This is a genomic window from Paenibacillus dendritiformis (genome assembly GCF_021654795.1).
Classification (GTDB): domain Bacteria; phylum Bacillota; class Bacilli; order Paenibacillales; family Paenibacillaceae; genus Paenibacillus_B.
Window position 1 is genome coordinate 1,322,001 of the sequence record NZ_AP025344.1, and the last position, 22,896, is coordinate 1,344,896.

Genomic DNA, 22,896 nt, shown 5'->3' on the forward strand with positions numbered 1-22,896 from the left:
TTATCCCCAAACATGCTGTCTCCAAAGCGGTGATCCTCAGTTTCAGTTACATTCCAATCTAAAATGCAGTAACCTCAAAAGCATCGGACAAAATTACATTAAATTCCAATAAAGTTAAATATCTAAAGTGGCAATTTTCAAGAACTATCGCTAAAGTCGTCATCGCTAAAGTCGTCATCGCTAAAGTCGTCATCGCTAAAGTCGTAAACTCTAAACCGTTAACTCTAAAGTCTAAAGTCTAAAGTCTAAAGTCTAAAGTCTAAAGTCTAAAGTCGTAAACTCTAAACCAGCAGAGATCTGTGAGATAGTGTTCTATGATGTTGTTATCCTTTTTTGAATAATCTTCTTACAACTTTTCTCCCCCAATCATCGATCCTATCCAGCCTCGTTATCCCGAATATAGAATAGTATCCCTGTGTGTAGATATTTATCCTTGTAGCTGGCCCGCCGGGGTGTTTTAGTGGAATATAGAGAGCTCCTGGGAATATTTTGCTTGGCGGCAGCGGAAGCTGCGGCGGGCAGGAGGAGCGAAGTTGGAGGTGATGCAGCGAAGGTGAAGACGTTGGCCTTCCACGAAGGCGTAATTCATCCTGATATGAAAAAAAGGAGGAATGTAATGAAATGAGGGCAGCGAACCGCAAAGCACTGGTTTGTCTCTTCGTGATTGCCTTGCTCTGTTCCGTCTTCCCAGCAAGTGTATTTGCGGCCCCGGCCTGGGCGCCGAATACCGCTTACCGGACCGGCGATGTCGTCGCCTACGGCGGAGCCGACTACAAATGTATCCAGCCGCACACTTCGCTGGACGGATGGGAGCCGCCGAACGCGCCGGCGCTGTGGACGCCGCATGCAGGCCCCGGACCGAACCCGGAGCCTGGGCCGGATACCGAGCGGCCGACCGCGCCGGCGAATCTGGCCGTGACGGACTTCACGGCCACGTCCGTCTCGCTAAGCTGGAGCGCGGCAAGCGATAATGTCGGCGTCACCGGGTACGAGGTGTACCGGAACGGGCAACTCGCGGGAACGACCGCGCTCACGTCGTATATCGCGGCGGGGCTGACGCCGGACACACGGTATACGTTCACCGTGAAAGCAAAGGATGCGGCGGGCAATGCATCCGAACCGAGTGCGGCCGTCAACGCCACGACCGCGCCGGGCGGGCCGGGCCCGAATCCGGTTCCCGGCAAGCTGCTGATCGGCTACTGGCATAACTTCGACAACGGCTCGACCGCCCTGAAGCTGCGCGACGTATCGCCGCAGTATGACGTCATCCATGTCGCCTTCGCCGAGACGACAGGGGGAGACCGCTCGACCTTGAGCTTCACGCCGTACAACGCCACGGTGGAGGAATTCCGTGCGGATGTCGCTTATTTGCACAGCCAGGGGAAGAAGGTGCTGATCTCCATCGGCGGGCAGAACGGCTCGGTCGAGCTTCACAGCAATCAGGACGTCCAAAATTTCGTGAATTCATTGGAAAACATCATCCGAACCTATGGATTTGACGGACTGGATATCGATTTGGAGGGCGGATCCGTCTCGTTGGGCGCGGGTGACACCGATTACCGCCATCCGACGACGCCGAAAATCGTCAACCTCATTGCCGCCGTCCGGCAGCTCGGCGATCGCGTCGGCCCGGGCTTCATGCTGACGATGGCGCCGGAGATCGCCTACGTCCAGGGCGGCATCGTCGCCTATGCCGGTCCATGGGGCGCTTACCTGCCTGTCATTCACGGGCTGCGCGACAAGCTGGATTTCATTCATGTCCAGCATTATAACGCCGGCGGCAACGAGGCGCTGGACGGCCGCGTCTATACACAGGGGACGGCCGACTTCCAGGTGGCCATGGCGGAAATGCTGCTGCGCGGCTTCCCGATTGGACGCAACCCGAACAATATGTTCGAGCCGCTGCGGGAAGATCAGGTCGCGATCGGCTTGCCGGCCGTGCCTAGCGCCGCGCCTTCGGGCGGTTACACCTCGGGGGCGGATATCGCGAAGGCGCTCCGCTATATCGTGAAGGGGACATCCTACGGCGGGGCGTATCAGCTGCAGCAAGCCGGGGGCTATCCGAACTTCCGCGGCGTGATGACATGGTCGGTCAATTGGGACGCCACGAGCGGCTACGCCTTTGCCAATCAGGTCCGGTCGGCCTTCGACGGATTAAGCAGCGCCGCCGGCCTTGCCGCTGGCCCGGAACAGGCGGGCCGCATCCTCTCGGCAGGGCTAACCGAAGCGCCATCAGTTGAAGCGCTGCCTTCAGCCGCCGCCGCCCCGCCAGGTGAAGCGCTGCTGGCCGTAGCGCCATCGCCAGCCGCAGCGCCGCTAGCCGCTGCTGCAGCGCTGCCGGCTGCTGACCAAGCCCTTGCCGAGGCGGCCGCATGGGCTCCGGGGGTGGCCTACGCCGTCGACGATCTCGTCTCGTACCAAGGGAAGATATACCGCTGCCAGCAGCCGCACACGTCGCTGGCAGGCTGGGAGCCGCCTAACGTGCCGGCGCTGTGGAGCTACGTCAGCGAGGGAGAAGCGCCGGAGGATAACGAACCTCCCAGCGCTCCCGCCGATCTGCGGCTGATCGGCAAGACGGCGACCAGCGTGTCGCTCGCCTGGAGCCCGGCATCGGACAATGTCGGGGTGACCGGTTACGAGGTGTACCGGGATCAGACATTGGCCGCGACGACGAGCGGCACAAGCGCGGGCGTGACCGGATTATCGCCGGAGACGACGTATTCCTTCACCGTGAAGGCGAAGGATGCGGCCGGCAATGTCTCCCCGCCCAGCACCGCCTTGAGCGTGAAGACCTCCTCTGCCGGCGAACCGGGGCCGCTGCCCGGCAAAGTATTGGTCGGCTACTGGCATAACTTCGTGAACGGAGCGGGCTTCCTTCCGCTCCGGGAGGTCTCGGGCAATTTCGATGTCATCCATATCGCATTTGCCGAACCGGCGGACAATAGCGGGAAGATCGAATTCACGCCTTACCAATATGCAGAGGCCGACTTCAAGGAAGATGTCGCTTACTTGCAGAGCCTGGGCAAAAAAGTGACCCTCTCGATCGGCGGCCAGAACGGTCATGTCGAATTGACGACTCCCGCTGCCCGCGACAAGTTCGTCCAATCGGTGATCGCGATCATCGAGAAGTACGGCTTCGACGGATTGGACATTGATTTCGAAGGGCAATCGCTGTATTTGAACCAGGGGGACACGGATCTCGATCGCCCGACGACACCGGCGGTTGTCCATCTGATCGAGGCGCTGCGAACCATTCATGATCATTTCGGATCGGAGTTCCTGCTGACGATGGCGCCGGAGACGTTTTTCGTCCAGGTCGGGTACACGAATTACGGCGCCGGCCAATGGGGCGGCGACCGGCGCGCCGGGGCGTACCTGCCCGTCATTCACGCCTTGCGCGACATCATCGCTTGGGTCCAGGTGCAGCATTACAATTCCGGACCGGTGACCGGTCTCGACGATCGGTTCTATTCGATGGGCAGCGCCGATTTCCATGCGGCGATGGCCGACATGCTGGTGACGGGCTTCCCGCTTGCCAGAGATCCAAGTCGGGTCTTCCCGGGTCTGCGCCCGGATCAGGTCGTCATCGGCCTGCCGGCCGCCAGTCAGGCGGGCAACGGCTATACGTCCCCCGCGGAAGTGCATAAGGCGCTGGATTATCTTATCAGAGGCCGCTCGTTCGGAGGAAGCTACACGCTGCGCAACCCGTCCGGTTATCCCGGGCTCCGCGGCTTGATGACGTGGTCGGTCAATTGGGACCGCTTCAATCAATTCGGCTTCTCCAATCCGCATCGAACCTATTTGGATCAGTTGAAATGATCCTCCTTCGGCGGGGAAAGGGCAGGCGGAGGGGACTTTTGACAGAAGGAGGCCGCATCGCATAAAATAATGATATGCCTGCCGCAGCGAGACGGGCGGGCCAACATTCGAAGGAAAGGGCAAGGTATACCGCCGATGATCAATTAATCCGAACTGACGTGAATCATTTTGACGATATCGATTTCAAAATGTACGTTCAGAGAGGATAGATCTGCCTTCTGGCGGATTCTCAGCGGCTATGTCTTGACCGAAATTCAAGGATATCATTGCTGCCGGGCGCTTCGGCGCAGTGGGCCCCTGCGCACGGAAAGCGCGGCGGGCTGGCTGTCCGGCGGCGCAGGCGCTGCGACATGCAGGCGGCTCCGGCCGCTTGCGAAGGGACGCTGCCTTTGGGTCCTGCGCCGTTTTGCGGCTTGCCGGCATCATGACCGGCGCCGGACATCCTTGAGCATTGCCGTATCATCTATCCTCTCTGGAATCCCAGGGAGGTTTTTTTATGAATCAGGCAAGACATACAGAAGGCAGGCCATTGGCCCCTACCGGCAAGCTTGTATTGGAGGCGAGCGGCTTGGCCGCCGAGGCCGGAGACCGCCGCCTGTTCACGATTCCGGAGACGCTGCGCGTCTATTCCGGGGAACGGATCGGATTGATCGGGGCGAACGGCGCCGGCAAGACGACGCTGATCCGGATATTGGCCGGGCTAGTGGAGCCGGCGCAAGGCAGCGTCCGGCGGATGGCGTCCTGCGCCTTCGTCCCCCAGCTCGACGATACCCGGGAAGAGGCCTCGTCCGAGGCGACGCTTAGCGGCGGGGAGCGGACGAGGCGGCGGCTGGAACAGGCGCTGCAGGGCGGCGTCGAGCTGCTGCTGCTCGACGAGCCGACCAGCCATCTCGATATGGAGCAGATGAAGCGGATGGAAGAGCGGCTGCTCGATTTCTCCCGGACCGGCACCGTGCTGCTCATCTCGCATGACCGGACGCTCCTGAACCGGGTGTGCACGAAAATATGGGAGGTGGAGAACGGGAGCCTCCATATTTTTGCCGGGGGCTACGACGATTACCGCGTAGAGAAGGAAAGGCTGCGCACCGAGCGGCAGCGCGAGTATGACCAGTATATCGCCGAGCGGGACCGGCTGCAGGAGATGATCGTCCAGACGAGGGTCATGGCGCAGGGCGTCGGCACCCCGCGGCCCCGCAAAGGGTTGACCAGCAAGGAGATTCGGTCTGCCCGCCCTCACTTCAACCGCAAGCAGGGAAAAATGGATAAGCGGGTCAAGGCGATGGAGACGCGGCTCGCGAAGCTGCCGCAGGTGGAGCGCCCGTTCGAGCTTCCGCCCGTCGTCTTCGATGCCGAGTGCCACCGGCCGCTTCGGAGCAAGAGCGCGCTCGAGGTGAAAGAACTGCGGCTGTGCGCCGGGGAGCGTGAGCTGGTGCGGGACGCCAGCTTCCGGATCCGTCCGCAAATGAAGGTGGGCTTGCTCGGGCCGAACGGATCGGGGAAGACGACGCTGCTGCGGCTGCTGAAGCAGAGAAGCGAAGCGCCGGACGGCGGTCCGGAAGAGGGAGCTTCTTCCGCTGTGATACGGTTCGCCCCGAATGCGCGCGTCGCCTATTTCGATCAGAAGCTGTACTCGCTTGACCTGCAGGAGAGCGCCTTGGCCAACGTCCAGAAATCGAGCGCCTACGATCAGACCGCCATTCGCACGGCGCTGGCCCGGCTGCGGCTGCGCCGGGACGAGGCATTGAAGCCGGTCTGGCAGCTAAGCGGCGGGGAGAAGGTCAAGACGCAGCTCGTCAAGCTGTTCCTGAGCGAAGCCAATGTGCTGCTGCTGGATGAGCCGACGAACTACCTCGACATCGAGGCGCGCGAAGAGCTGGAGCGGGTGCTGGCGGCCTATCCGGGAACGCTTCTCTTCGCGACCCATGACCGGATGCTGTTGGAACGGACGGCCACGCATGTGCTCCGCTTCAGCGGACAGTCGCTGGAGCTGCTGCCGATCGAAGCGCTGCACGCCGACCAGGGAGCACCGCCGCAGCAGGACGCGCAAGCCGATGGCCCCGGCCGGGAGAGAGCGGCCTGGACGGAAGAGCAGCGGATGAAGGTCGAGCTGGAATGGTCCGAGCTGCTGTCCCGCCTGTCCCAGCCCCTTCGCCTTGAGGAGGCCGAGAAGGAGCGGCTGGAGCGGCGTTATGCCGAATTGCTCGAGCTGCGCCGGGCGATGCGATGAACGGGATAGCCGAACCGGCTGCCGCTGCCGCGGCGGCCGGACCGGACATGTGTACGGGCGTCCGCCAGGGCCGAACACCGGATTTTTCCCCGGACGGTCCGTCCCCAAGTATGTTACAATAGGTGAACGTGACGTGCACGGATGAAAAGGAGAGAGTATCATGCGAATGTCCAACATGCATCATTTTACAGAGCACCATCGGTATGTGGCCTACCGGGAATTCAGCCTCAGCGAACTGGATCGGAAGATGCTGTCCCACGTCTATCAGCCGATGGTCGGAGCATTCGCGATTGGGTTATATCATTTATTGTATCAGCATGCCCCTGCGGACCGCGTCGGCTATTCGGGCGTCGACGCGCAGCGCCGCCTGTTCCTGCTGCTCGGTGTCGAGCCGAGCGAGAAGGGGCGGACTTACTTCGTCGAACAGACCTCGAAGCTGGAGGCGGTAGGGTTGCTCCAGACGTCGCGGATGCTGCTTCCGGACATGGAGGAGTATATGTACGAGTACGAGCTTCAGCCTCCGCTTTCGCCGCATGAGTTTTTCCGGACTCAGCATCTGACCTTGCTGCTGCGCGACTTCGTAGGCAAGTATGCCGTGCTGAATCTAAGGGAGCAATTCAGTACGGGCGAGCCGTTCGATGAGACGGCGAAGGAGGCGGAACGCGAAAATATTTCGATTCCGTTCTATGAGCTGTTCCGCCTGAATACGCAGGTGATTGACGTCGAGCTGGAGCAGGCGCTGGATGAAGTGGCCCCTAGCCGGGCGTCCGTCCGCCCTGCGGCGGCGGCCGAGGAAGCGGAGGCGCCGGCCTTGAATTACGCCGATATCATTATCCGCTTCCCGAAGCAGTCGGTGAACCGCAGCTTCGTCGAACGGCTGCGCTATGACCGGGAGGGACTCGGCGTCATCAATTATGTCGTCCGCAAGTTCGGGCTCACGCTGCAGGAGACCGTCCGGCTTCTCGATGAAGACGGCATTTTTGGGGAAGACGGCCGCATCATCATCGATGAGCTGCAGCACCGGGCGCATCTCCACTTTCGCCAGAACAAGCGCCGCGGCGAATGGCAGGAGCGGGAGCAGCAGCGCATCGGCCATCTCGGGGAGGAGTCGGCGGCCCCGCAAGAGGAAGTCGCGGTCGAGATGGAATTCTATGTCGAGGTCCCGCCGCAGTTCAATGGCAAATGCGATATTCACCAGTACAATATGATGCTTCGCAACACGCCGTACACCCAACTGCTGGAGCGTTTTTTTCCGGGCGCGGTGCCGGACTCTTTTTTGGATATGTTCACCAAGATGGATCTCAATTATAAGCTGCCGGATGAAGTCATTAACGTACTCATTCATTATTTGATGACCATGCTTGTGCAGGGGGCCGAGCAGCGGTTGAACCGCAACTTCGTCGAGGCGATTGTGTCCAATATGCTGGTGAAGCAGGTCCGCACCTATGAGCAAGCGGTGATGTATATCCGCCAGCAGTCGCAGCTGCAGGAGGCGGGCGCTGCCCGTTCAGGCGGGAAGGCCGCTTCACAGCGCACGCGCAGCCGCTACGGGAAAGCGGCGAAGCCGGCGATCCCGATCGTGACCCGCTCGCAGGAGGGGTCTTCGTCGCTGTCGCAGGAGGAGATCGACGCCGCACGGGCGCTCGCACGAAGATTGGACGGACAAGCCTAGGACAGGCAGGCGTGCTTGTCAGGCTTTCTATACGTTAAATATCGAAGACAGAAGATAAGGAGGGCTCCCGCATGGAATCGATAGGCGAACTGTTGAAGCAGCTGCCGCTTGGCAGCCGGCGCGCGCAAGCGGAGCAGAAGATGGCCGAGCTGATGAACCATCCGCTCGTCGCCGAATTCCGCAGCTCCCATCCCGAGCTGGACGAGCGCAGCCTTCGCATGAATATGAACAAATTGTACCAATACGTGAAGGAGGCGGGGCATTGCAGCCAATGTCCGGGCCTGGAGCAGTGCCCGAACGATTTCCATGGCCATTACACCCGGCTTAGCGCGGAGACGGTCAACGGCCAGGCGTTCATTTATGACCGCAAGGTCCCGTGCCAGAAGTGGCTTGCGCATGAGCGCCAGCAGTCGATCCATAACCGGGTCCGTTCCTTCTATGTGGATGAGACGGCCCTCAAGCAGGGATATTCCGCCCGGGAGATGCTGGAGATCGATATGGAGCGGGTGCCGGCGGTCAAAAAAGTGATGGAATATGTGATGCAGGCGAAGGAATCCGGACTGACGCCGCACGGATTGTATCTGGTCGGACCGTTCGGTACCGGGAAGACCTTCCTGATGAGCTATGTGCTGTACGAGCTGGCCCGCGCCGGTTATACCGGGGTCATTGTCTATATGCCGGAATTCGTCGAGGAGCTCAAATCGATGTTCCAGGAGCCGCAGAAGCTGCGGGAGACGATCGAGCTGATGAAGGAGACCGACCTGCTCGTCTTTGACGATATCGGAGCGGAAAATATGTCGGCTTGGGTGCGCGATCATGTGCTGGGCTCGATCTTGAACTACCGGATGAACCGGAAGCCGACCTTCTATACGTCGAATTACGACACCAACTCGCTGCTGAAGCATTTCAGCTACACGCGCGACGGGGAAGATATTTATAAGGCGGAGCGCCTCATGGACCGGATAAAGCCGTTTGCGGACATAGTCCATGTGAGCGGGCGCAACAAACGGGGAATGTCAGACACGTGATGAGCGTGTCTTTTTTTATGCTGCATTGACAGGATGAAAAGGACGAAACTATAATGGTCATAGCAACTATCGTCATATCAATCATGGAGGCCCGCTTTGGACTTAGATCAATTTATTGGCGTCATCGTGCACCGCGCAGATTTGAAATTGAACAATTATTATCAAAAAGTCGTCAGCCCATTCGACATTACCGTCGATCAATGGGAAATCCTTGTCGTGCTGTGGGAGCGGGAGGGCATCACGCAAAAGGAGCTTGCCGAGCGGTTGTACAAGGATCAGACGAACATTGCGCGGATGCTGTTCAAGCTGGAGAACAAGGGTTTTATCCACCGCGTCACCCATGAGGCGGACAGGAGGGCTTTGCGCGTCTACTTGACGTCCAAAGGACGGGATATGAAGGACAAGATTATGGAGCCTTCGATTGAAGCCTATAAAAAAACGATCGCCGGCTTGACCGAAGAGGAAGTAGACAACTTTCGAAGAACGCTTGCGGTGATGTACAACAATGTCAAGGATCTGTAGCTTGGTTGCGTGAGCGCGGTCCTTCATTTTTATGGACAAATAGTTGCCATGACCATTATCATCAAGGCAAATAGGTTGCGGGGAGGGGAGATCAGGAGAGGTATCGTCCCAGCTCCAATTCGTCGATTCGTTCGGACCCGGCTTAAGCGTAGGCATTGGCGGGGCGCTGATCGCCATCAGCGATTCGCTTGACTGGGGCATCTATACGGGCATCATGCTGGCCTTGGCCGCCGCCTGCCGCATTGCGGTCAGAGGATGAAGGACAACGAACCGCCTTCGTCCGCCCGGCTTGCCCGGGGTTGAGGAAGGCTTCAAAGGCAGCAAAAAAAGCATGCAGCGATGCATGCTTGACCGTCACTATGGCTCGCGCAGGAACGGATTGCACGGTACGGGGCTCCCGCTTGACGCGGTTCCCGGCAGGCGGAAGCAATCCGGGCCTGCCCGCGGAACGTCGTATGGCGATTGGATGTTACGACATTATGAACTTCACGATCACCATGCCGAAGAAGACGACGAACATAAACCCGAACATGGCGTTGAACCCGAACAACACGTCTGAAAAATCATTTCTTGGCTCTTCGTTGACATGTTCGCGAGGATCCATCGTATTGGCTTCCATTGGCGCGTCCTCCCATCTGTCCGTCAAGTTGCAATGATTCGGATCACAACATAGACAGGTAGTAAAACCCATTTTTACGCCTTTAGTATATCGAACGGCGGCGGAACTGTAAAGTCCGGGCCTTCTTATCGTGTGACAAATTCCTAACAAAATGCATTGCCCTCCGATTTCACATAAAAGTCCGACTTGTGGTATACTTTACTTGTTGACTCAGCTATTCTGTTTTTCACGATAAAGGAGGTTCTCTAACATGGCTATCGTAAATGTGTCCGACCAGACGTTCAAGACCGAGGTAGAAGGTCAGCAAGGCGTCGTTTTGGTCGATTTTTGGGCGCCTTGGTGCGGCCCTTGCAAGAGATTGGCTCCGATTCTCGAAGAATTGGACGGAGAAGTGAGCGGTCAAGCTACGATCGCGAAGGTGAACGTGGATGAGAATCCGGAATCCGCTTCCCGTTTCGGCGTGATGAGCATTCCGACGATCATCGTGTTCAAGGATGGACAGCCAGTGGACAAAGTGGTCGGCCTGAACTCCAAGGACGCCCTCAAAGGCTTGATTGGCAAGCATCAATAAGCATCCGTCCGGGCGAACATAGGATAGAAGAGAAGCCTTCCTGAATCAGGAAGGCTTCTTTGCGTCAGGCAGGAGCGCGCCGTCCTCTTTTTTGATAAAATAGAGAAGTCATGCCCCTTGCGCAACGCCACGAGCCCGTGTGCAAGGGGCAGTGCAGGAACAATGATCGTAAGGAGGGAGCTCGCGTGAGCGACTCGGACAAGAACCGCCCGAACTGGCGCGCAGAGCGGTGGAAGGCCCGCTGGAATGAACGCTATGCCCCGGAACAGGAAGACGAGCTGGATGCCGAAGCGTTGGCCGAACGCGCCCAGGCGCTGGAGCAGATTCACCATAAGCTCGCCTTGCTGCCCGATGCGCCAGGCTGCTATTTGATGAAGAACAGAGAGGGCACGATTATTTACGTCGGCAAGGCGAAGGTGCTCAAGAACCGTGTCCGCTCTTATTTCTCGGGCAGCCATGACGGCAAAACCCAACGACTCGTAGCGGAAATCCGCGATTTCGAATATATCGTCACCGGCAGCAATATGGAAGCTCTCATTTTGGAATGCAATCTTATTAAAAAGCATCATCCGCGTTACAACGTGCTGCTGAAGGATGACAAGACGTTCCCATATATCAAAATAACGAATGAACGCCACCCGCGGCTGGAGGTGACGCGCCGGGTGCTGAAGGATAAGGCCAAATATTTCGGTCCTTATCCGAACGGCTTCGCCGCCCAGCAGACGAAGAAGCTGCTCGATCGCCTCTACCCGCTGCGTAAATGCTCCACGCTGCCGGACCGGGTCTGCTTATACTATCACATCGGCCAATGCTTGGCGCCGTGCGAGTACGAGGTGACCGAATCCGAATATGAAAACATGGTGCAGGAGATCACCAAATTTCTCGGCGGGGGGCACGAAGAGATTAAACGCGAACTGCAGCGGAAAATGGAGGAGGCGGCCGAAGAACTGCAATTCGAGCGGGCCAAGGAATACCGCGATCAGCTGATGGCAATCGCCGCGATTATGGAGAAGCAGAACATCAATACATCCGATCAGGCCGATCGGGATGTGTTCGGGTTCGCGGTGGACAAGGGCTGGATGTGCGTACAGATTCTTTATATCCGTCAAGGAAAAATGATTGAGCGCCATACGACTCAATTCCCGTTCTACGGCGAGCCTTATGCCGACTTCATGTCCTTCGTGACGCAATATTACAGCGAGAATCCGGCGGTTCCAAAGGAAATTCTGCTTCCGGATCCGGAAGGGCTGGCTGCGCTGGCGGCGGCCCCTGAAGCCGATCCGGCTGCGATGAAGGCCGGACAAGAGCCGGACAGAGATACAGATGAATCCGGCAGCGGTGCGGATGCGGACCAAGCAGAGGACTCGGCGGACGGAGAAGAACGGGAAAACGGGGAGGAACCGAAGGGGCCGGAGGCCGTCCCGCATGCCGAAGAGAGCTTGGCGACGACGGAAGCGCTCCAGCAATGGCTGAAGGTGAAGGTCCTGCTGCCGAAGCGCGGGTTGAAGAGGCAGATGGTCTCGATGGCGATGGAAAATGCGAGCGTCGCATTGGACGAGAAGTTCAAGCTGGTCGAGCGGAACGAGGAGCGGACGCAGCGGGCAGCCCAGCGGCTCGGGGAGGCGCTCGGGATCGGCGCGCTTCGCCGGATCGAGGCCTTCGATAACTCGAATATCCAGGGGGCCGATCCGGTCTCCGCGATGGTCGTCTTCACCGACGGGAAGCCGGACAAGAAGGAATACCGGAAATACAAGGTGCGCACCGTCGTCGGACCGGATGATTACGAGACGATGCGCGAAGTGATCCGCCGACGCTATGAACGGGTGCTGAAGGAGCAGCTCGACATGCCGGATCTCATTATCGTGGACGGCGGCCGCGGTCAGATGTCGGCGGCGCTTGATGTGCTCGAGAATGAGCTTGGCCTCGATATCCCGGTATGCGGTCTTGTGAAGGACAATAAGCACAAGACGGCGCAGTTGATGGCCGGATTCCCGCCCGCCATCGTTCCGCTTGCGCGGGACAGCCAGGAGTTCTATCTGCTGCAGCGCATCCAGGAGGAGGTTCACCGCTTCGCGATTTCGTTCCACCGCGAACGGCGGGCCAAGTCGATGGTCACTTCGGCGCTCGATTCCATTCCGGGCATTGGCGAGAAGCGGCGGAAACGGCTCCTGAAGCATTTCGGCTCCTTGAAGAAAATTCGGGAAGCTTCGGTCGAGGAGTTCCGGGAAGTCGGGATCGGCGAGAAGCTGGCGAACACGATATTGGCCTCGCTCCGGCAAGAGAAGGAACCCCATGAAGCGGAGCCGGATGCCCCGGACATGGAGACGGCCGATGGAGGCAATGATGAATAAAATGAAACAAGCGAAGCTTTGCAGGCCGTTCCTGCAAAGCTTCTTTTTTATTTGCAGGTTTGCCGGTTCCAGCGTAGTGGCTTCCGCTTGGCCGGGGCGGGTCGGCCTTGCTTGGGCTTAGAACGGTGGGCCGGACCCTCCCAGGCAGGGTTCGCAGCTCCTTATAAGCAATCTCCCCTCCGCTCAGAATCGAAGAACCGCTATAAAACATGTTCCTGATTAGATGGGATAGCAGAACTACAAATGCAAAGCGATAAGCGATCCTGACGGTATGGGATCACGGCCTCACGTTTATAGACCGGCGTTCCGGGGAATGTTATGATGTTGGTCAAGGAATAAGCATTGAGCCGGCAAAGGGTGTGTTGACATGTCTTTCGACCGCGAGACGATTAGAACGAAGCTGCAAGCGCAGATTCAAGCGAACGGGCATATTATCGGCGTAGCGGCCGGAGCGGGCATCACCGCGAAATATGCGGTAAAGGGCGGAGCGGATTTCATTTTGGCCCTAAATTCAGGCCGGTTCCGCCAGATGGGATTGAGCTCGCTCGGAGGGCTGCTTCCCTTTTCGAACAGTAACGATCTCGTGATGGAATTCGGGTCCAGGGAAATTATCCCTATCGTAAGAGAGGTTCCTGTTATCTTTGGACTTTGCGCGACGGATCCGACCATTGAATTGGAGCAATATATCGAATGGATTCGGGAACAGGGCTTTTCTGGCATAAATAACTATCCGACCGTCGGATTAATGGGCGGTCTTTTTGGTGAGGCTTTGAAGGAAGACGGGACTAGCTTCGACGCTGAAATCGAGGCGATTCGGATAGCGCATAGGAAAGGCTTGTTTACGATCGCGTTTGTGTTCGAAGAGGATCAGGCCCGGCGCATGGCCGCGGCCGGAGCGGATATCGTGTGCGCGCATTTGGGCTTCACGAAGGGCGGCGTTCTCGGCGCGAAAAAAGTATTGTCGCTCAAAGCGGCGGCGGAGTTGGCAAAAGCTATTTTTAAAGCTTGCGACGAGGTCAATCCCGGCGTTATGAAAATGGTCTACGGCGGGCCGGTCAACACGCCTTCCGATGTGGAGTATATGTACGACAATACCGGAGCCGTGGGTTATTTGGGCGGATCGTCCTTCGAGCGAATTCCTTCCGAAGCGGCGATTACGCAGACGGCCAGCGAGTTCAAGGAGGCGGGGCTGACCGAGCAGGATAAGCTCCTTCGCCATATGCTGGAGGGCGTGGCCAAGCATTATGATTATGTGCAGTTCGTGAAGGAGTATGTGGCCGCGAATTACATGAATGAGATTTCGTTTGCGGAACTCGCTTTGGTAGCCCATATTTCGCGGACGCATTTAAGCTATTTGTTCAAAAAAGAGGTTGGGTGCACTTTCCCCGAATACGTGACGAGGTTCCGAATCAACAAGGCTATGGAGTTCATGAAGCAGGACCATATCGAGCTGTCCGAGGTGTCGGCGCTCGCCGGATACAATGACTACGCCCATTTCAGCAAAACCTTCAAAAAACTGACGGGGGTGTCCCCCCGAGAATATCGACGTCAGTACAAAAACACATAAACGCCGTACAAATTCACATGAATTGCCCTTTTGAAAGCTCTATACTTGAGTTGTAAGCAAGTTCAGCAATTCTTGAAACACTTCCACTTTTCCGAGGAGGTTATGCCATTGAAAACAGTCGCGATAGTCGGAACGTTTGATTCGAAAGGAACCGAGTTTTCTTTTGTCAGAGATATGCTTCAAGGTCTTGGGCTGAATACGCTTACGATTCATAGCGGGGTGTTCGAGCCAATGTTCGTCCCGGATGTCTCGAATGAAGAAGTGGCGCGGGAAGCTGGAGCGGACATTCGTGAAATCGCCTCCAAACGGGACCGATCGTTAGCAACGGAAGTCCTTGCGAAGGGCATGGAAAAGCTGATTCCGAGACTGTATGCGGAAGGTAAATTCGATGGAATCATCTCCTTCGGCGGCAGCGGCGGCACATCTATCGTCACGCCCGGAATGAGAGCGCTCCCAATCGGCGTGCCGAAGATAATGGTGTCGACCGTCGCGTCCGGGAATGTCTCGCAATATGTCGGGACGAGCGATATTATGATGTATCCATCTATCGTCGACGTGTCGGGACTGAACTCGATTTCGACCAAAATATTTACGAACGCGGCCTTGGCGATCGCCGGTATGCTGAAGTTCGAGGTGGAGCATGCCGTAGAGAAAAAACCGCTCATCGCGGCGACGATGTTCGGGCTGACGACGCCTTGCGTCAATCAAGCACGTGAATATCTGGAGGAACAAGGCTATGAAGTGGTCGTGTTCCATGCCACGGGCGCCGGCGGCAAGACGATGGAACGGTTGATCGATTCCGGATTCTTCGATGGCGTGCTGGATATTACGACTACGGAATGGTGCGACGAGCTGGTCGGCGGCGTGCTCAATGCCGGACCGAACCGGCTTGAGGCGGCCGCGCGGGCGCATGTGCCTCAAGTGGTATCGACAGGAGCGCTGGACATGGTCAACTTCGGCCCCTTCGACACGGTGCCGGAGAAGTTCGCGAATCGAACGTTCTACAAGCATAATCCGACCGTCACGTTGATGAGAACAACCGTGGAGGAAAATAAAGAGCTCGGCAAAATTATCGCCGGGAAGTTGAATGAGGCGACCGCCCCGACCGCGCTCATGCTGCCATTGAAGGGCGTATCCGGTCTGGATGTGGAAGGGCAGCCATTCTACGGACCGGAAGAGGATCGGGCGTTGTTCGACACGCTGAGACAGGAGATTGACCGCAATGCCGTAGAGCTCATCGAACTGGATGCGGACATCAATGACAAGAGCTTTGCGCTGGCCGCAGCCCGGAAGCTGGTCGAACTGATGCGGAAGCACACACAAGAGGAGGATGCAAAATGAAACGAACTCGTCAGGAAATCATCAGCCAACTGAAAGCGCAAGTCGCTAATGGAGACATGATTTTGGGCGCCGGAGCGGGAACCGGGATTTCAGCCAAGAGCGGCGAAGCGGGCGGCGTCGATTTGATTATCATTTACAACTCGGGAAGATACAGAATGGCCGGCCGGGGTTCCCTGGCAGGATTGATGCCTTACGGGGACGCCAACCAGATCGTCGTCGATATGGGGGCGGAAGTATTGCCGGTCGTGAAGCGCGCTCCGGTGCTGGCGGGCGTGTGCGGCACCGATCCGTTCCGCATCATGGACGTGTTCCTGAAGCAATTGAAGGAGCAAGGCTTCGCGGGCGTGCAGAACTTCCCGACCGTCGGCCTGATCGACGGCGTCTTCCGGGCGAATCTGGAAGAGACGGGCATGGGCTATGATCTGGAAGTGGACATGATTCGCAAGGCCCATGAGCTGGATATGCTCACGACGCCGTATGTATTCGACGAGGAGCAGGCGATCAAGATGGCCAAGGCGGGCGCGGATATTTTGGTCGCGCATATGGGCTTGACGACCAAAGGGACGATCGGCGCGAAGACCGCGCTCACTCTTGACGATTGCGCCAAGAGAATCCAGGCTATCGCTGACGCGGGCCGGTCGGTCAATCCGGATATTTTGGTCATTTGCCATGGCGGTCCGATTGCGGAGCCGGAGGATGCCCGCTATATTTTCGAGCATACGACCGGCATCGACGGATTTTTCGGCGCTTCGAGCATCGAGCGGTTCGCCGCCGAGGTTGGCATCCGCCAGCAAGCCGAAGCGTTCAAAAATGTAAAATTGAACAAGTAAGCGCGTGAAAAAAGACGTGTACGGTTGAACCGCTGCAAGGCCGTTTCAAGCCGCACACGTCTTTTTTATTGCAACCTTGCGCTATACCGATGGAGATGGCGCACGCCGTACACGATAAGCATCGGTAGCGCCAGATAGAATACGCCGAGCCCGAGGCCGGCTGCCGTTCCCTCCAGCAGATACGATATGCTCATCAGCACGTTGTCGAGCATGAGGTGGGCGAACATAGCGGTCCAGAAGCCATGGCGCAGCATGATCGCGAGGAACAGGAGGCCGATAATGAGCAGCTCCACCGGCCTTGAATAGTACGGGTAAATCGGATATGTCACATGGCCGAAGGCCCATACCAAGGTCGGAATGATGCCGGCTGCCCACGGGTTCCGAAGCCAGCGGTTCAGCAGGCCGGTTCCGAACCAACGGAAAACGCCCTCCTCTGAGATCGCCGCCATCCAGGCGAGAAGCGGATAGAGGGCCGGCACGGTCAGATTGAGCGGAGATAGGGAGGCATCGGTAGCCGCCCAGGCGCCGAAGCCGATCTCCAGCGTCAGGAAGATGACGCTCTGTACGCCGAGCAGTACGCCCGCATACAGCGTTCCGAGACGGAAGGAGCCGGTCAAGGCGGCGCCGAATGACCGATCGCGCCAAGTGGGCAGCAGCTCGTCCCGTCTCTCCTGTCTCCACATATAGGAGCCTGACACAAGCGAAAAATAAAGAAACAGTCCTTGAATGACCATAATGGCCCCTTGTACTACGAGCGCGGCAGTAAGGTTCAGTTCCGTGCGGGGCACTCCGAACTGCAGGACGGCCAGTCCGGGCATGATATTCCATAGATGAAGCACAGAGATGGCGCACGACAGGAGCGAGAGCGCGATCAGCGTGCCCGAGCGGAAGCGGATCTGCCGACGGTAGTAGATGCAGGCCCATAGGGCGAGTATGCTGAACACGAACGAGATCCACCGGTAGCCGATGCGGTACACCGAGCCGGCTGTCTCGGCCTGAGCCTGATCTAGGGCCTCATAGTCGCCCGGAACTTTCCAGACGGGATGCAGCGCCACGACGCGATCTCCGCGCATGCGAACGGACAGCTCTAGCCGGGCCGCGCCGATCTCGCCTTCCTTGACGGTATATCGAAGCTCATCCGGCCAAGAGGGGTCGACGCTCTGCGGCATCAGCTTGGATGGGTCCCAGCCAAGCGCGTTCAGCTCGCGGGCGGCAAGCGGCCGCGCCGTCATTTCGTCGAGCGCCGGAGCCTCCGGCCGCAGACTTCCCGGTACGGCGGCCAATTCATATCCCACTACGCTGCCGCTCGTCATATGTACGTCAACCTTAAAAATGCCTTTCCCGTCCGGGGCCGCGGCTTCCAGCAGGACTTGATAAATGTCTATCGGGGCCTGGTTGTCCCAAGGAGCATAGCTGTCCGCCAGCCTTTCCCGGTTGATATAGCCGGAGGCGAGTCTGTCGGTCTTGTAGACGACGGTAGGCTCTTGTTCCGACAGGACGATCCGGCTTCTCCACGGCTCGCCCTTCACATACTCTAGCGCCCGCTCGGCAGCCTGGCGCTTCGTCAGAAGCGCTCGCTCTTGCTCTGGCCCGGTCCGGCTCGCTTCCTGAAGCGAAGGAATAACAATCTGCAGGAGCACAAACACTATAAATCCAATGATCGAAGCCAGCAATAGGCGTTTCGTTACGCGATGGGACACAGGCATAGCGCGACCTCCGTTCACAATTCCGGTGCTTATCATTATTGTATCCACTCTCTTGCCGGAAAGTCCAGGCATGCAAATTGTGGAAGAAATCAGCTACAAGCTGAAATAGCAAGCGCGAAAGACGCAGTGGGAGATTGGGATAGGATGTAAGCGCTATTTGAAGACTTTTTCCTGTATTTTTTGTTCATTTTGTGCCTGCATGGACTTTGTGCCCCTGTCATGAAACGTATATAATCTCGTTATGAATTCAATACGGCCGAATTTCGTGAAGACGAAAGCGGGGGACCCGATCATTGGGGTGAATTTTGCGCGATCCGCATGAAGGATCGAATGCAAATAGGGCGGCCTGAACGCGCCCGAATCCGTCAGCTAACCTCGTAGGCATTGAACGTCAGGATACCAGCGTTAGCATTGGATCTCCAGTGCTTTTTTTCGTGCTGAAAATGAGGTGAATTCGATGAAATCCATAAAAAAAGCATCCCGATGGCAGCTCACCCCGCCGCGAATTCTGGTTATGGGGTTCGGGACGATTATTCTCATCGGGGCGCTGCTGCTGATGCTTCCGATAGCCAATGCGGACGGCCAGCCTCTCCCCTTCATCGACGCGCTGTTCACAGCCACTTCGGCCACATGCGTGACGGGGCTTGTCGTGGTGGATACGGGCACGCATTTCACCTTATTCGGGCAAATTATCATTATTACGCTGATTCAGGTCGGCGGACTTGGCTTCATGACGATGGCGACGCTGTTCGCTCTTGCCTTCCGCAAGCGTATTTCGCTGAAGGAACGGCTCATTTTGCAGGAAGCGCTGAATCAGGGCAGCATGGAGGGGATCGTTCGCCTGATTCGCAAGGTACTGCTGTACGCGTTCAGCATCGAAGGGGCGGCGGCGGTTCTGTTCACGTTGCGCTGGGCCTGTGACTTGCCGTTCGGCAAGGCATTGTACTTCGGCATTTTTCACGCGATATCGCTATTCAATAACGCCGGGTTCGATCTGTTCGGCTCCGTATCTGGACCGTTCACCAGCCTGACCCTGTATGTGGGCGACCCGATCGTCAATATTGTCGCGATGCTGCTGATCGTTCTGGGCGGACTCGGCTTCATCGTCCTGTCCGATGTGACGGAGTATCGGCGCACCCGCAGGCTGGCGCTGCATTCCAAGGTCGTGTTGACGATGACGGGCTTGCTCATCGCATTGGGCGCCATCGTCATTTTCGTCTTCGAGTTCACGAACCCGGCGACGCTGGGCAGTCTGAACGGCTGGCAGAAGATGTGGGCGGCCTTTTTCCAATCGGTGAGTCCGCGGACCGCCGGGGCGAACACCGTCGATATCGGGGCGATGCGGCAGGCGACGCAGTTCTTCCTTGTCGTGCTGATGTTCATCGGCGCGTCTCCCGGCTCCACGGGAGGCGGAATCAAGACGACGACGTTCGCTATTCTGATCGGCGCCGTCATCACGATGATTCGGGGGAAGGAGGACATCGTCATCTTCCGTCATCGTCTGGGCAAAGACCGGATCTTTAAGGCGGTCACGATCACATTGATGGCCTTGTTCATGGTGATCGGAGTAACGATGGTCTTGTCCACGACTGAGGATCATCCCTTTTTGATGATCTTGTTCGAGACGACCTCGGCCTTCGGCACCGTCGGGTTGACGGCGGGGTTGACGACTGATTTGACGGTGGTCGGCAAAATATTGATCTGTCTGATGATGTTCGCGGGCCGGCTCGGTCCGATTACGCTGGCCTATGCCTTAGGCCCGAAAAGCGAACGTGAGCTATACAAGCACCCGGAGGGCAAAATTACGATTGGATAATCGGTCTGCATTCCGGGGTTACCTATAGAAGAAGAGTAATGGGCGAAGGAGCAATACGAACATGGAGTTACAGCAATTTGCAGTCGTGGGGATGGGCAGATTCGGGTCGAGTCTGGCGCAGGAGCTGGTCGAGCTTGGCCATCAGGTGTTGGGGATCGACAAGGATGAAGAGGTGGTGTCGGAGATGAACAACGTCTTGACGCACGCCGTCGTTGCCGATGCGGCGGATGAGGATGTGCTTCGTTCGCTCGGCATCCGTAACTTCGATTGCGCGATTGTCGCGATTGGAAATGATCTGCAGACAAGCATTCTCGTCAGCATCCAAATGAAGGAGCTTGGCGTCAAAAAAGTGGTGGCCAAAGCCGTCTCGGAGCTGCATGGGCGCGTGCTGGAGCGAATCGGCGTCGATCGGGTCATCTATCCGGAACGGGATATGGGGATCCGGGTCGCCCATCAGCTGGTATCGCCGAACCTTCTCGATTATATCGAGTTGTCCAAAGACTACACGATTGCGGAGCTGAGTGTTCCCGGCAGCTTGTGCGGCAAAACGCTCAAGGATGTCAACCCGAGAGCCCGGTACGGCTGCAGCATCGTGGCGCTGCATAAGCCGAACGGCGTCATTATTGCTCCATCGGCCGAGGATGTCCTCCAGGACGAGGACGTCATGGTCGTCATCGGGACGAACGCCCAGATCGATCAATTCGAGGATCAGATCGGGAAGCGCAAGTAGATACCACAAAGCCCTCCTTGCCATTACGGCGGAGGGCTTTGTTATATTCCGGGCAGGATTAGAACAGAATTTTAGTCATGATCAATAAGAGCAGGAAGTAGCCGCTGAGGCCGGCCAGCATATATACGAAGCGGTTGTTCCGCGACACTTGGGCCTGCTCCAGCGATTCATAGATGGTCATCATGACCGATACGAGCCAGGCCAGACCGGCTATGGCGAGCGCCAAGGAATAGAATGTCAGCAGCGCAATGATTCCGGCCACTGCATAGATAGGCCCGTAAGGCATCTGCATCGCGGCTAATTGCACGAAGAAGGTCTTGGCGTCAAGCTTCCGCCCGCCTTTCCATCGGTTCACGAAGTAGAGCGAGCCGAAGAGGGCGGCCAAGGCGGCGAGATGGAGCAGCATGAGCTGCAGGAAATACGAAAACGGCAGAGTCGTGCTGCCAAAACCGAACGGCAGGGAGCCGAATATAACCTTCGCAAATTGGTTCAGGAACAGATAGCCGAAAAGCGCAAATCCAATTGCGGACGCGGCAGCCCCGATGACGCCGTACCAATAATCGGCTCCCGTCGTCATGTAACTTGCGGCTTGCGGCTCCTTCATCAGACGGACCACGCGTGCCATATCGATATTCGGCCCGGATGGCCCCGGCGCCTGGACAGGCTCCTGAGGATGACGGGCGGCGAATGGCTGCTCCGCCGCGGCGGCCGTCTCACGCCGATCCGGCGAGGCTGCAGCGCCTTCCTCCGCCGGCCGCCCGTCCTGGACGCGGCACGTATGTACCTCGTTCTCCTGCAGCGGTTCGCCGCATCGATTGCATACTTTCATCGTATCTACCTCCTAGATTTCCCCATCATGCATGAACATATCGGGTCTCGTGTCTCTCTATATGTAACAAAATATGATTCGACACATCCTCCCTTATTCCTGCTTCGATTGGACATTCCACCCGGAGGCGGACCGGGCCGTCTCTTCAATGAACCTCCTGGCGGTCAGACTGAGAGCGGCCTGCTTCGAATAGACAAGCGACGTGATACGCTCCGTCTGGACCAACTCCTTCAAATGAATGGCGACAAGCCCGTTGTCGTCCAGCCATTCGGAGCGCAAGTATGATTTGGGGAGAAGCGCCGCGGCATGGCAAGGGGACAGCAGGCGGACGATCGCTTCGAAGGAGTCGATCTCCATCCGGATATCGGGCACGATGCGGTGGCGACGGAACAGATCGTCGATCAGCTTGCGGTACCAGGTGCCTTTGGAGAACAGCAGCATAGGAAGCCCGTTCAGCCAAGTAATCGAGCCTGGATTGCCAGAGGCGAGCTCATGCTCCCGCGGCACGACGAGCTCCAAATGGTCGGAGAACAGGGGAAGGCAGACGAGGCTCGGATCGCGGATCGCGTCGGCAACCAATCCGACATCGACCTTTTGATCGCGGATGAAGGAAATAATCTCGTGCGTCTTGCCGGTTACGGTTTTCAATTGCGCTTCCGGATATTTTTCTACAAATAATGAAACAAATAGCGGCAGCGTCGTCTGGAGCGTCGTCAGGCTCGCCCCGATCGTCACGGAGGCATGGCCTTCGATCTTGTAATCCGCAATCGATTTCAAGAAATCTAGCTGCCGGTTGCGGATGTCGAGCGCGAATTCATACGTAATCTGGCCGACCCGGGTCAGTTCCAGCCGCTTGCCGTTCCGGATGAACAGATCGACGCCGAGCTCGCTCTCCAGCTTCGCGATCTGGCGGGAGAGCGCGGGCTGGGACAGGTTGAGACGCTTGGACGCTTGATTCAAGGTGGATAATTCAACGACGGTAGCGAACGATTCCAGCAGATCGAGCATCGGGATTCCTCCTTATGTCACGGAATAAAAAGATAGGATTCCAGATAAATGAAGTGATATGCATAAAAGTTATTAAAATTATAAAAACATTGCAATACCATTATAAGAGAAAAAGAGGTAACATGAGAAGTGTCACAACTTAGTCACAAGTATGGAGAGCGGTTACATGGGCATGACCCAAGAGATTCAGCTGTCATGGAATGATATGGATCGCCCCCGGTTTTGCAAAAATGACAAAATGTTGACGCTTTCGACAGGCA

17 protein-coding genes and 1 riboswitch are annotated in these 22,896 nt (G+C 57.4%); of the genes, 12 read left to right on the plus strand and 5 right to left on the minus strand.

Going from position 1 to position 22,896, the window contains the following annotated elements:
* Positions 1 to 621 precede the first annotated feature (621 nt).
* The 5 genes from L6439_RS05830 to L6439_RS05850 all read left to right on the plus strand — a co-directional run bounded on the left by L6439_RS05830 (position 622) and on the right by L6439_RS05850 (position 9,268).
* Positions 622 to 3,819 (plus strand): chitinase, encoded by a 3,198-nt coding sequence (locus tag L6439_RS05830; protein ID WP_237096758.1) that lies wholly within the window; start codon positions 622 to 624, stop codon positions 3,817 to 3,819.
* A 496-nt stretch (positions 3,820 to 4,315) separates the two neighbouring features.
* Positions 4,316 to 6,046, plus strand: coding sequence for a ribosomal protection-like ABC-F family protein (gene abc-f, locus L6439_RS05835; RefSeq protein ID WP_213468833.1), 1,731 nt, complete (start codon positions 4,316 to 4,318; stop codon positions 6,044 to 6,046).
* A gap of 160 nt (positions 6,047 to 6,206) precedes the next feature.
* Positions 6,207 to 7,718 (plus strand): DnaD domain protein, encoded by a 1,512-nt coding sequence (locus tag L6439_RS05840; protein ID WP_168180882.1) that lies wholly within the window; start codon positions 6,207 to 6,209, stop codon positions 7,716 to 7,718.
* A 71-nt stretch (positions 7,719 to 7,789) separates the two neighbouring features.
* Positions 7,790 to 8,746: a primosomal protein DnaI gene (gene dnaI / locus L6439_RS05845; RefSeq protein WP_213468834.1), complete on the plus strand. Its 957-nt coding sequence runs from the start codon at positions 7,790 to 7,792 to the stop codon at positions 8,744 to 8,746.
* Between the two features lie 96 nt (positions 8,747 to 8,842).
* Positions 8,843 to 9,268 (plus strand): MarR family winged helix-turn-helix transcriptional regulator, encoded by a 426-nt coding sequence (locus L6439_RS05850; protein WP_168180884.1) that lies wholly within the window; start codon positions 8,843 to 8,845, stop codon positions 9,266 to 9,268.
* A gap of 142 nt (positions 9,269 to 9,410) precedes the next feature.
* On the opposite strand, the gene L6439_RS05855 is transcribed toward L6439_RS05850, so the two are convergent.
* Both L6439_RS05855 and L6439_RS05860 read right to left on the minus strand, forming a co-directional pair.
* Positions 9,411 to 9,653, minus strand: coding sequence for a hypothetical protein (locus tag L6439_RS05855; RefSeq protein ID WP_168180885.1), 243 nt, complete (start codon positions 9,651 to 9,653; stop codon positions 9,411 to 9,413).
* A gap of 84 nt (positions 9,654 to 9,737) precedes the next feature.
* Positions 9,738 to 9,887 (minus strand): YqzM family protein, encoded by a 150-nt coding sequence (locus L6439_RS05860; RefSeq protein ID WP_087440790.1) that lies wholly within the window; start codon positions 9,885 to 9,887, stop codon positions 9,738 to 9,740.
* A 250-nt stretch (positions 9,888 to 10,137) separates the two neighbouring features.
* On the opposite strand from L6439_RS05860, the gene trxA reads away from it, so the two are divergent.
* From trxA to L6439_RS05885, 5 genes are all read left to right on the plus strand, one after another.
* Complete coding sequence (trxA, locus tag L6439_RS05865; RefSeq protein WP_168180886.1) at positions 10,138 to 10,458, plus strand: thioredoxin; 321 nt, start codon at positions 10,138 to 10,140, stop codon at positions 10,456 to 10,458.
* 185 nt (positions 10,459 to 10,643) lie between these two features.
* Positions 10,644 to 12,809, plus strand: coding sequence for an excinuclease ABC subunit UvrC (gene uvrC, locus L6439_RS05870; protein ID WP_168180887.1), 2,166 nt, complete (start codon positions 10,644 to 10,646; stop codon positions 12,807 to 12,809).
* A gap of 367 nt (positions 12,810 to 13,176) precedes the next feature.
* The gene (locus L6439_RS05875) at positions 13,177 to 14,376 is read left to right on the plus strand and encodes a phosphoenolpyruvate hydrolase family protein (RefSeq protein ID WP_168180888.1); all 1,200 of its coding nucleotides are present in this window, start codon (positions 13,177 to 13,179) and stop codon (positions 14,374 to 14,376) included.
* A gap of 108 nt (positions 14,377 to 14,484) precedes the next feature.
* Positions 14,485 to 15,717 carry a Tm-1-like ATP-binding domain-containing protein gene (locus tag L6439_RS05880; protein WP_213468835.1) on the plus strand — a complete coding sequence of 411 codons (1,233 nt, stop codon included), beginning with the start codon at positions 14,485 to 14,487 and terminating at the stop codon, positions 15,715 to 15,717.
* On the plus strand, positions 15,714 to 16,547 hold the full coding sequence (locus L6439_RS05885; RefSeq protein WP_213468836.1) for a phosphoenolpyruvate hydrolase family protein: 834 nt from the start codon (positions 15,714 to 15,716) through the stop codon (positions 16,545 to 16,547). The genes L6439_RS05880 and L6439_RS05885 overlap by 4 nt, the downstream gene beginning before the upstream one ends.
* A 65-nt stretch (positions 16,548 to 16,612) precedes the next feature.
* Here L6439_RS05885 and L6439_RS05890 read toward each other — a convergent pair whose 3' ends face one another.
* Positions 16,613 to 18,253, minus strand: coding sequence for a CPBP family intramembrane glutamic endopeptidase (locus tag L6439_RS05890; protein WP_213468837.1), 1,641 nt, complete (start codon positions 18,251 to 18,253; stop codon positions 16,613 to 16,615).
* A gap of 244 nt (positions 18,254 to 18,497) precedes the next feature.
* Positions 18,498 to 18,652, plus strand: a riboswitch (cyclic di-AMP (ydaO/yuaA leader).
* A gap of 58 nt (positions 18,653 to 18,710) precedes the next feature.
* Between L6439_RS05890 and L6439_RS05895 the strand changes: the two genes are divergently transcribed.
* Together L6439_RS05895 and L6439_RS05900 are read left to right on the plus strand one after the other, a co-directional pair.
* Positions 18,711 to 20,069 carry a TrkH family potassium uptake protein gene (locus L6439_RS05895; RefSeq protein ID WP_213468838.1) on the plus strand — a complete coding sequence of 453 codons (1,359 nt, stop codon included), beginning with the start codon at positions 18,711 to 18,713 and terminating at the stop codon, positions 20,067 to 20,069.
* A gap of 61 nt (positions 20,070 to 20,130) precedes the next feature.
* Complete coding sequence (locus tag L6439_RS05900) at positions 20,131 to 20,799, plus strand: potassium channel family protein (protein WP_168180893.1); 669 nt, start codon at positions 20,131 to 20,133, stop codon at positions 20,797 to 20,799.
* A 58-nt stretch (positions 20,800 to 20,857) separates the two neighbouring features.
* Here the strand turns inward: L6439_RS05900 and L6439_RS05905 are convergent, their stop codons facing one another.
* Together L6439_RS05905 and L6439_RS05910 are read right to left on the minus strand one after the other, a co-directional pair.
* Complete coding sequence (locus tag L6439_RS05905) at positions 20,858 to 21,628, minus strand: hypothetical protein (RefSeq protein WP_213468839.1); 771 nt, start codon at positions 21,626 to 21,628, stop codon at positions 20,858 to 20,860.
* A gap of 93 nt (positions 21,629 to 21,721) precedes the next feature.
* Positions 21,722 to 22,636 carry a LysR family transcriptional regulator gene (locus tag L6439_RS05910; protein ID WP_168180895.1) on the minus strand — a complete coding sequence of 305 codons (915 nt, stop codon included), beginning with the start codon at positions 22,634 to 22,636 and terminating at the stop codon, positions 21,722 to 21,724.
* Positions 22,637 to 22,896: the final 260 nt, after the last annotated feature.

Excerpts from the sequence above, each read along its gene's own strand:
- L6439_RS05830 (WP_237096758.1), top strand. The coding sequence starts at position 622 with ATGAGGGCAGCGAACCGCAAAGCACTGGTTTGTCTCTTCGTGATTGCC.
- abc-f (WP_213468833.1), top strand. The coding sequence starts at position 4,316 with ATGAATCAGGCAAGACATACAGAAGGCAGGCCATTGGCCCCTACCGGC.
- L6439_RS05840 (WP_168180882.1), top strand. The coding sequence starts at position 6,207 with ATGCGAATGTCCAACATGCATCATTTTACAGAGCACCATCGGTATGTG.
- dnaI (WP_213468834.1), top strand. The coding sequence starts at position 7,790 with ATGGAATCGATAGGCGAACTGTTGAAGCAGCTGCCGCTTGGCAGCCGG.
- L6439_RS05860 (WP_087440790.1), bottom strand. The coding sequence starts at position 9,887 with ATGGAAGCCAATACGATGGATCCTCGCGAACATGTCAACGAAGAGCCA.
- trxA (WP_168180886.1), top strand. The coding sequence starts at position 10,138 with ATGGCTATCGTAAATGTGTCCGACCAGACGTTCAAGACCGAGGTAGAA.
- L6439_RS05875 (WP_168180888.1), top strand. The coding sequence starts at position 13,177 with ATGTCTTTCGACCGCGAGACGATTAGAACGAAGCTGCAAGCGCAGATT.
- L6439_RS05885 (WP_213468836.1), top strand. The coding sequence starts at position 15,714 with ATGAAACGAACTCGTCAGGAAATCATCAGCCAACTGAAAGCGCAAGTC.
- L6439_RS05890 (WP_213468837.1), bottom strand. The coding sequence starts at position 18,253 with ATGCCTGTGTCCCATCGCGTAACGAAACGCCTATTGCTGGCTTCGATC.
- L6439_RS05895 (WP_213468838.1), top strand. The coding sequence starts at position 18,711 with ATGAAATCCATAAAAAAAGCATCCCGATGGCAGCTCACCCCGCCGCGA.
- L6439_RS05900 (WP_168180893.1), top strand. The coding sequence starts at position 20,131 with ATGGAGTTACAGCAATTTGCAGTCGTGGGGATGGGCAGATTCGGGTCG.
- L6439_RS05905 (WP_213468839.1), bottom strand. The coding sequence starts at position 21,628 with ATGAAAGTATGCAATCGATGCGGCGAACCGCTGCAGGAGAACGAGGTA.
- L6439_RS05910 (WP_168180895.1), bottom strand. The coding sequence starts at position 22,636 with ATGCTCGATCTGCTGGAATCGTTCGCTACCGTCGTTGAATTATCCACC.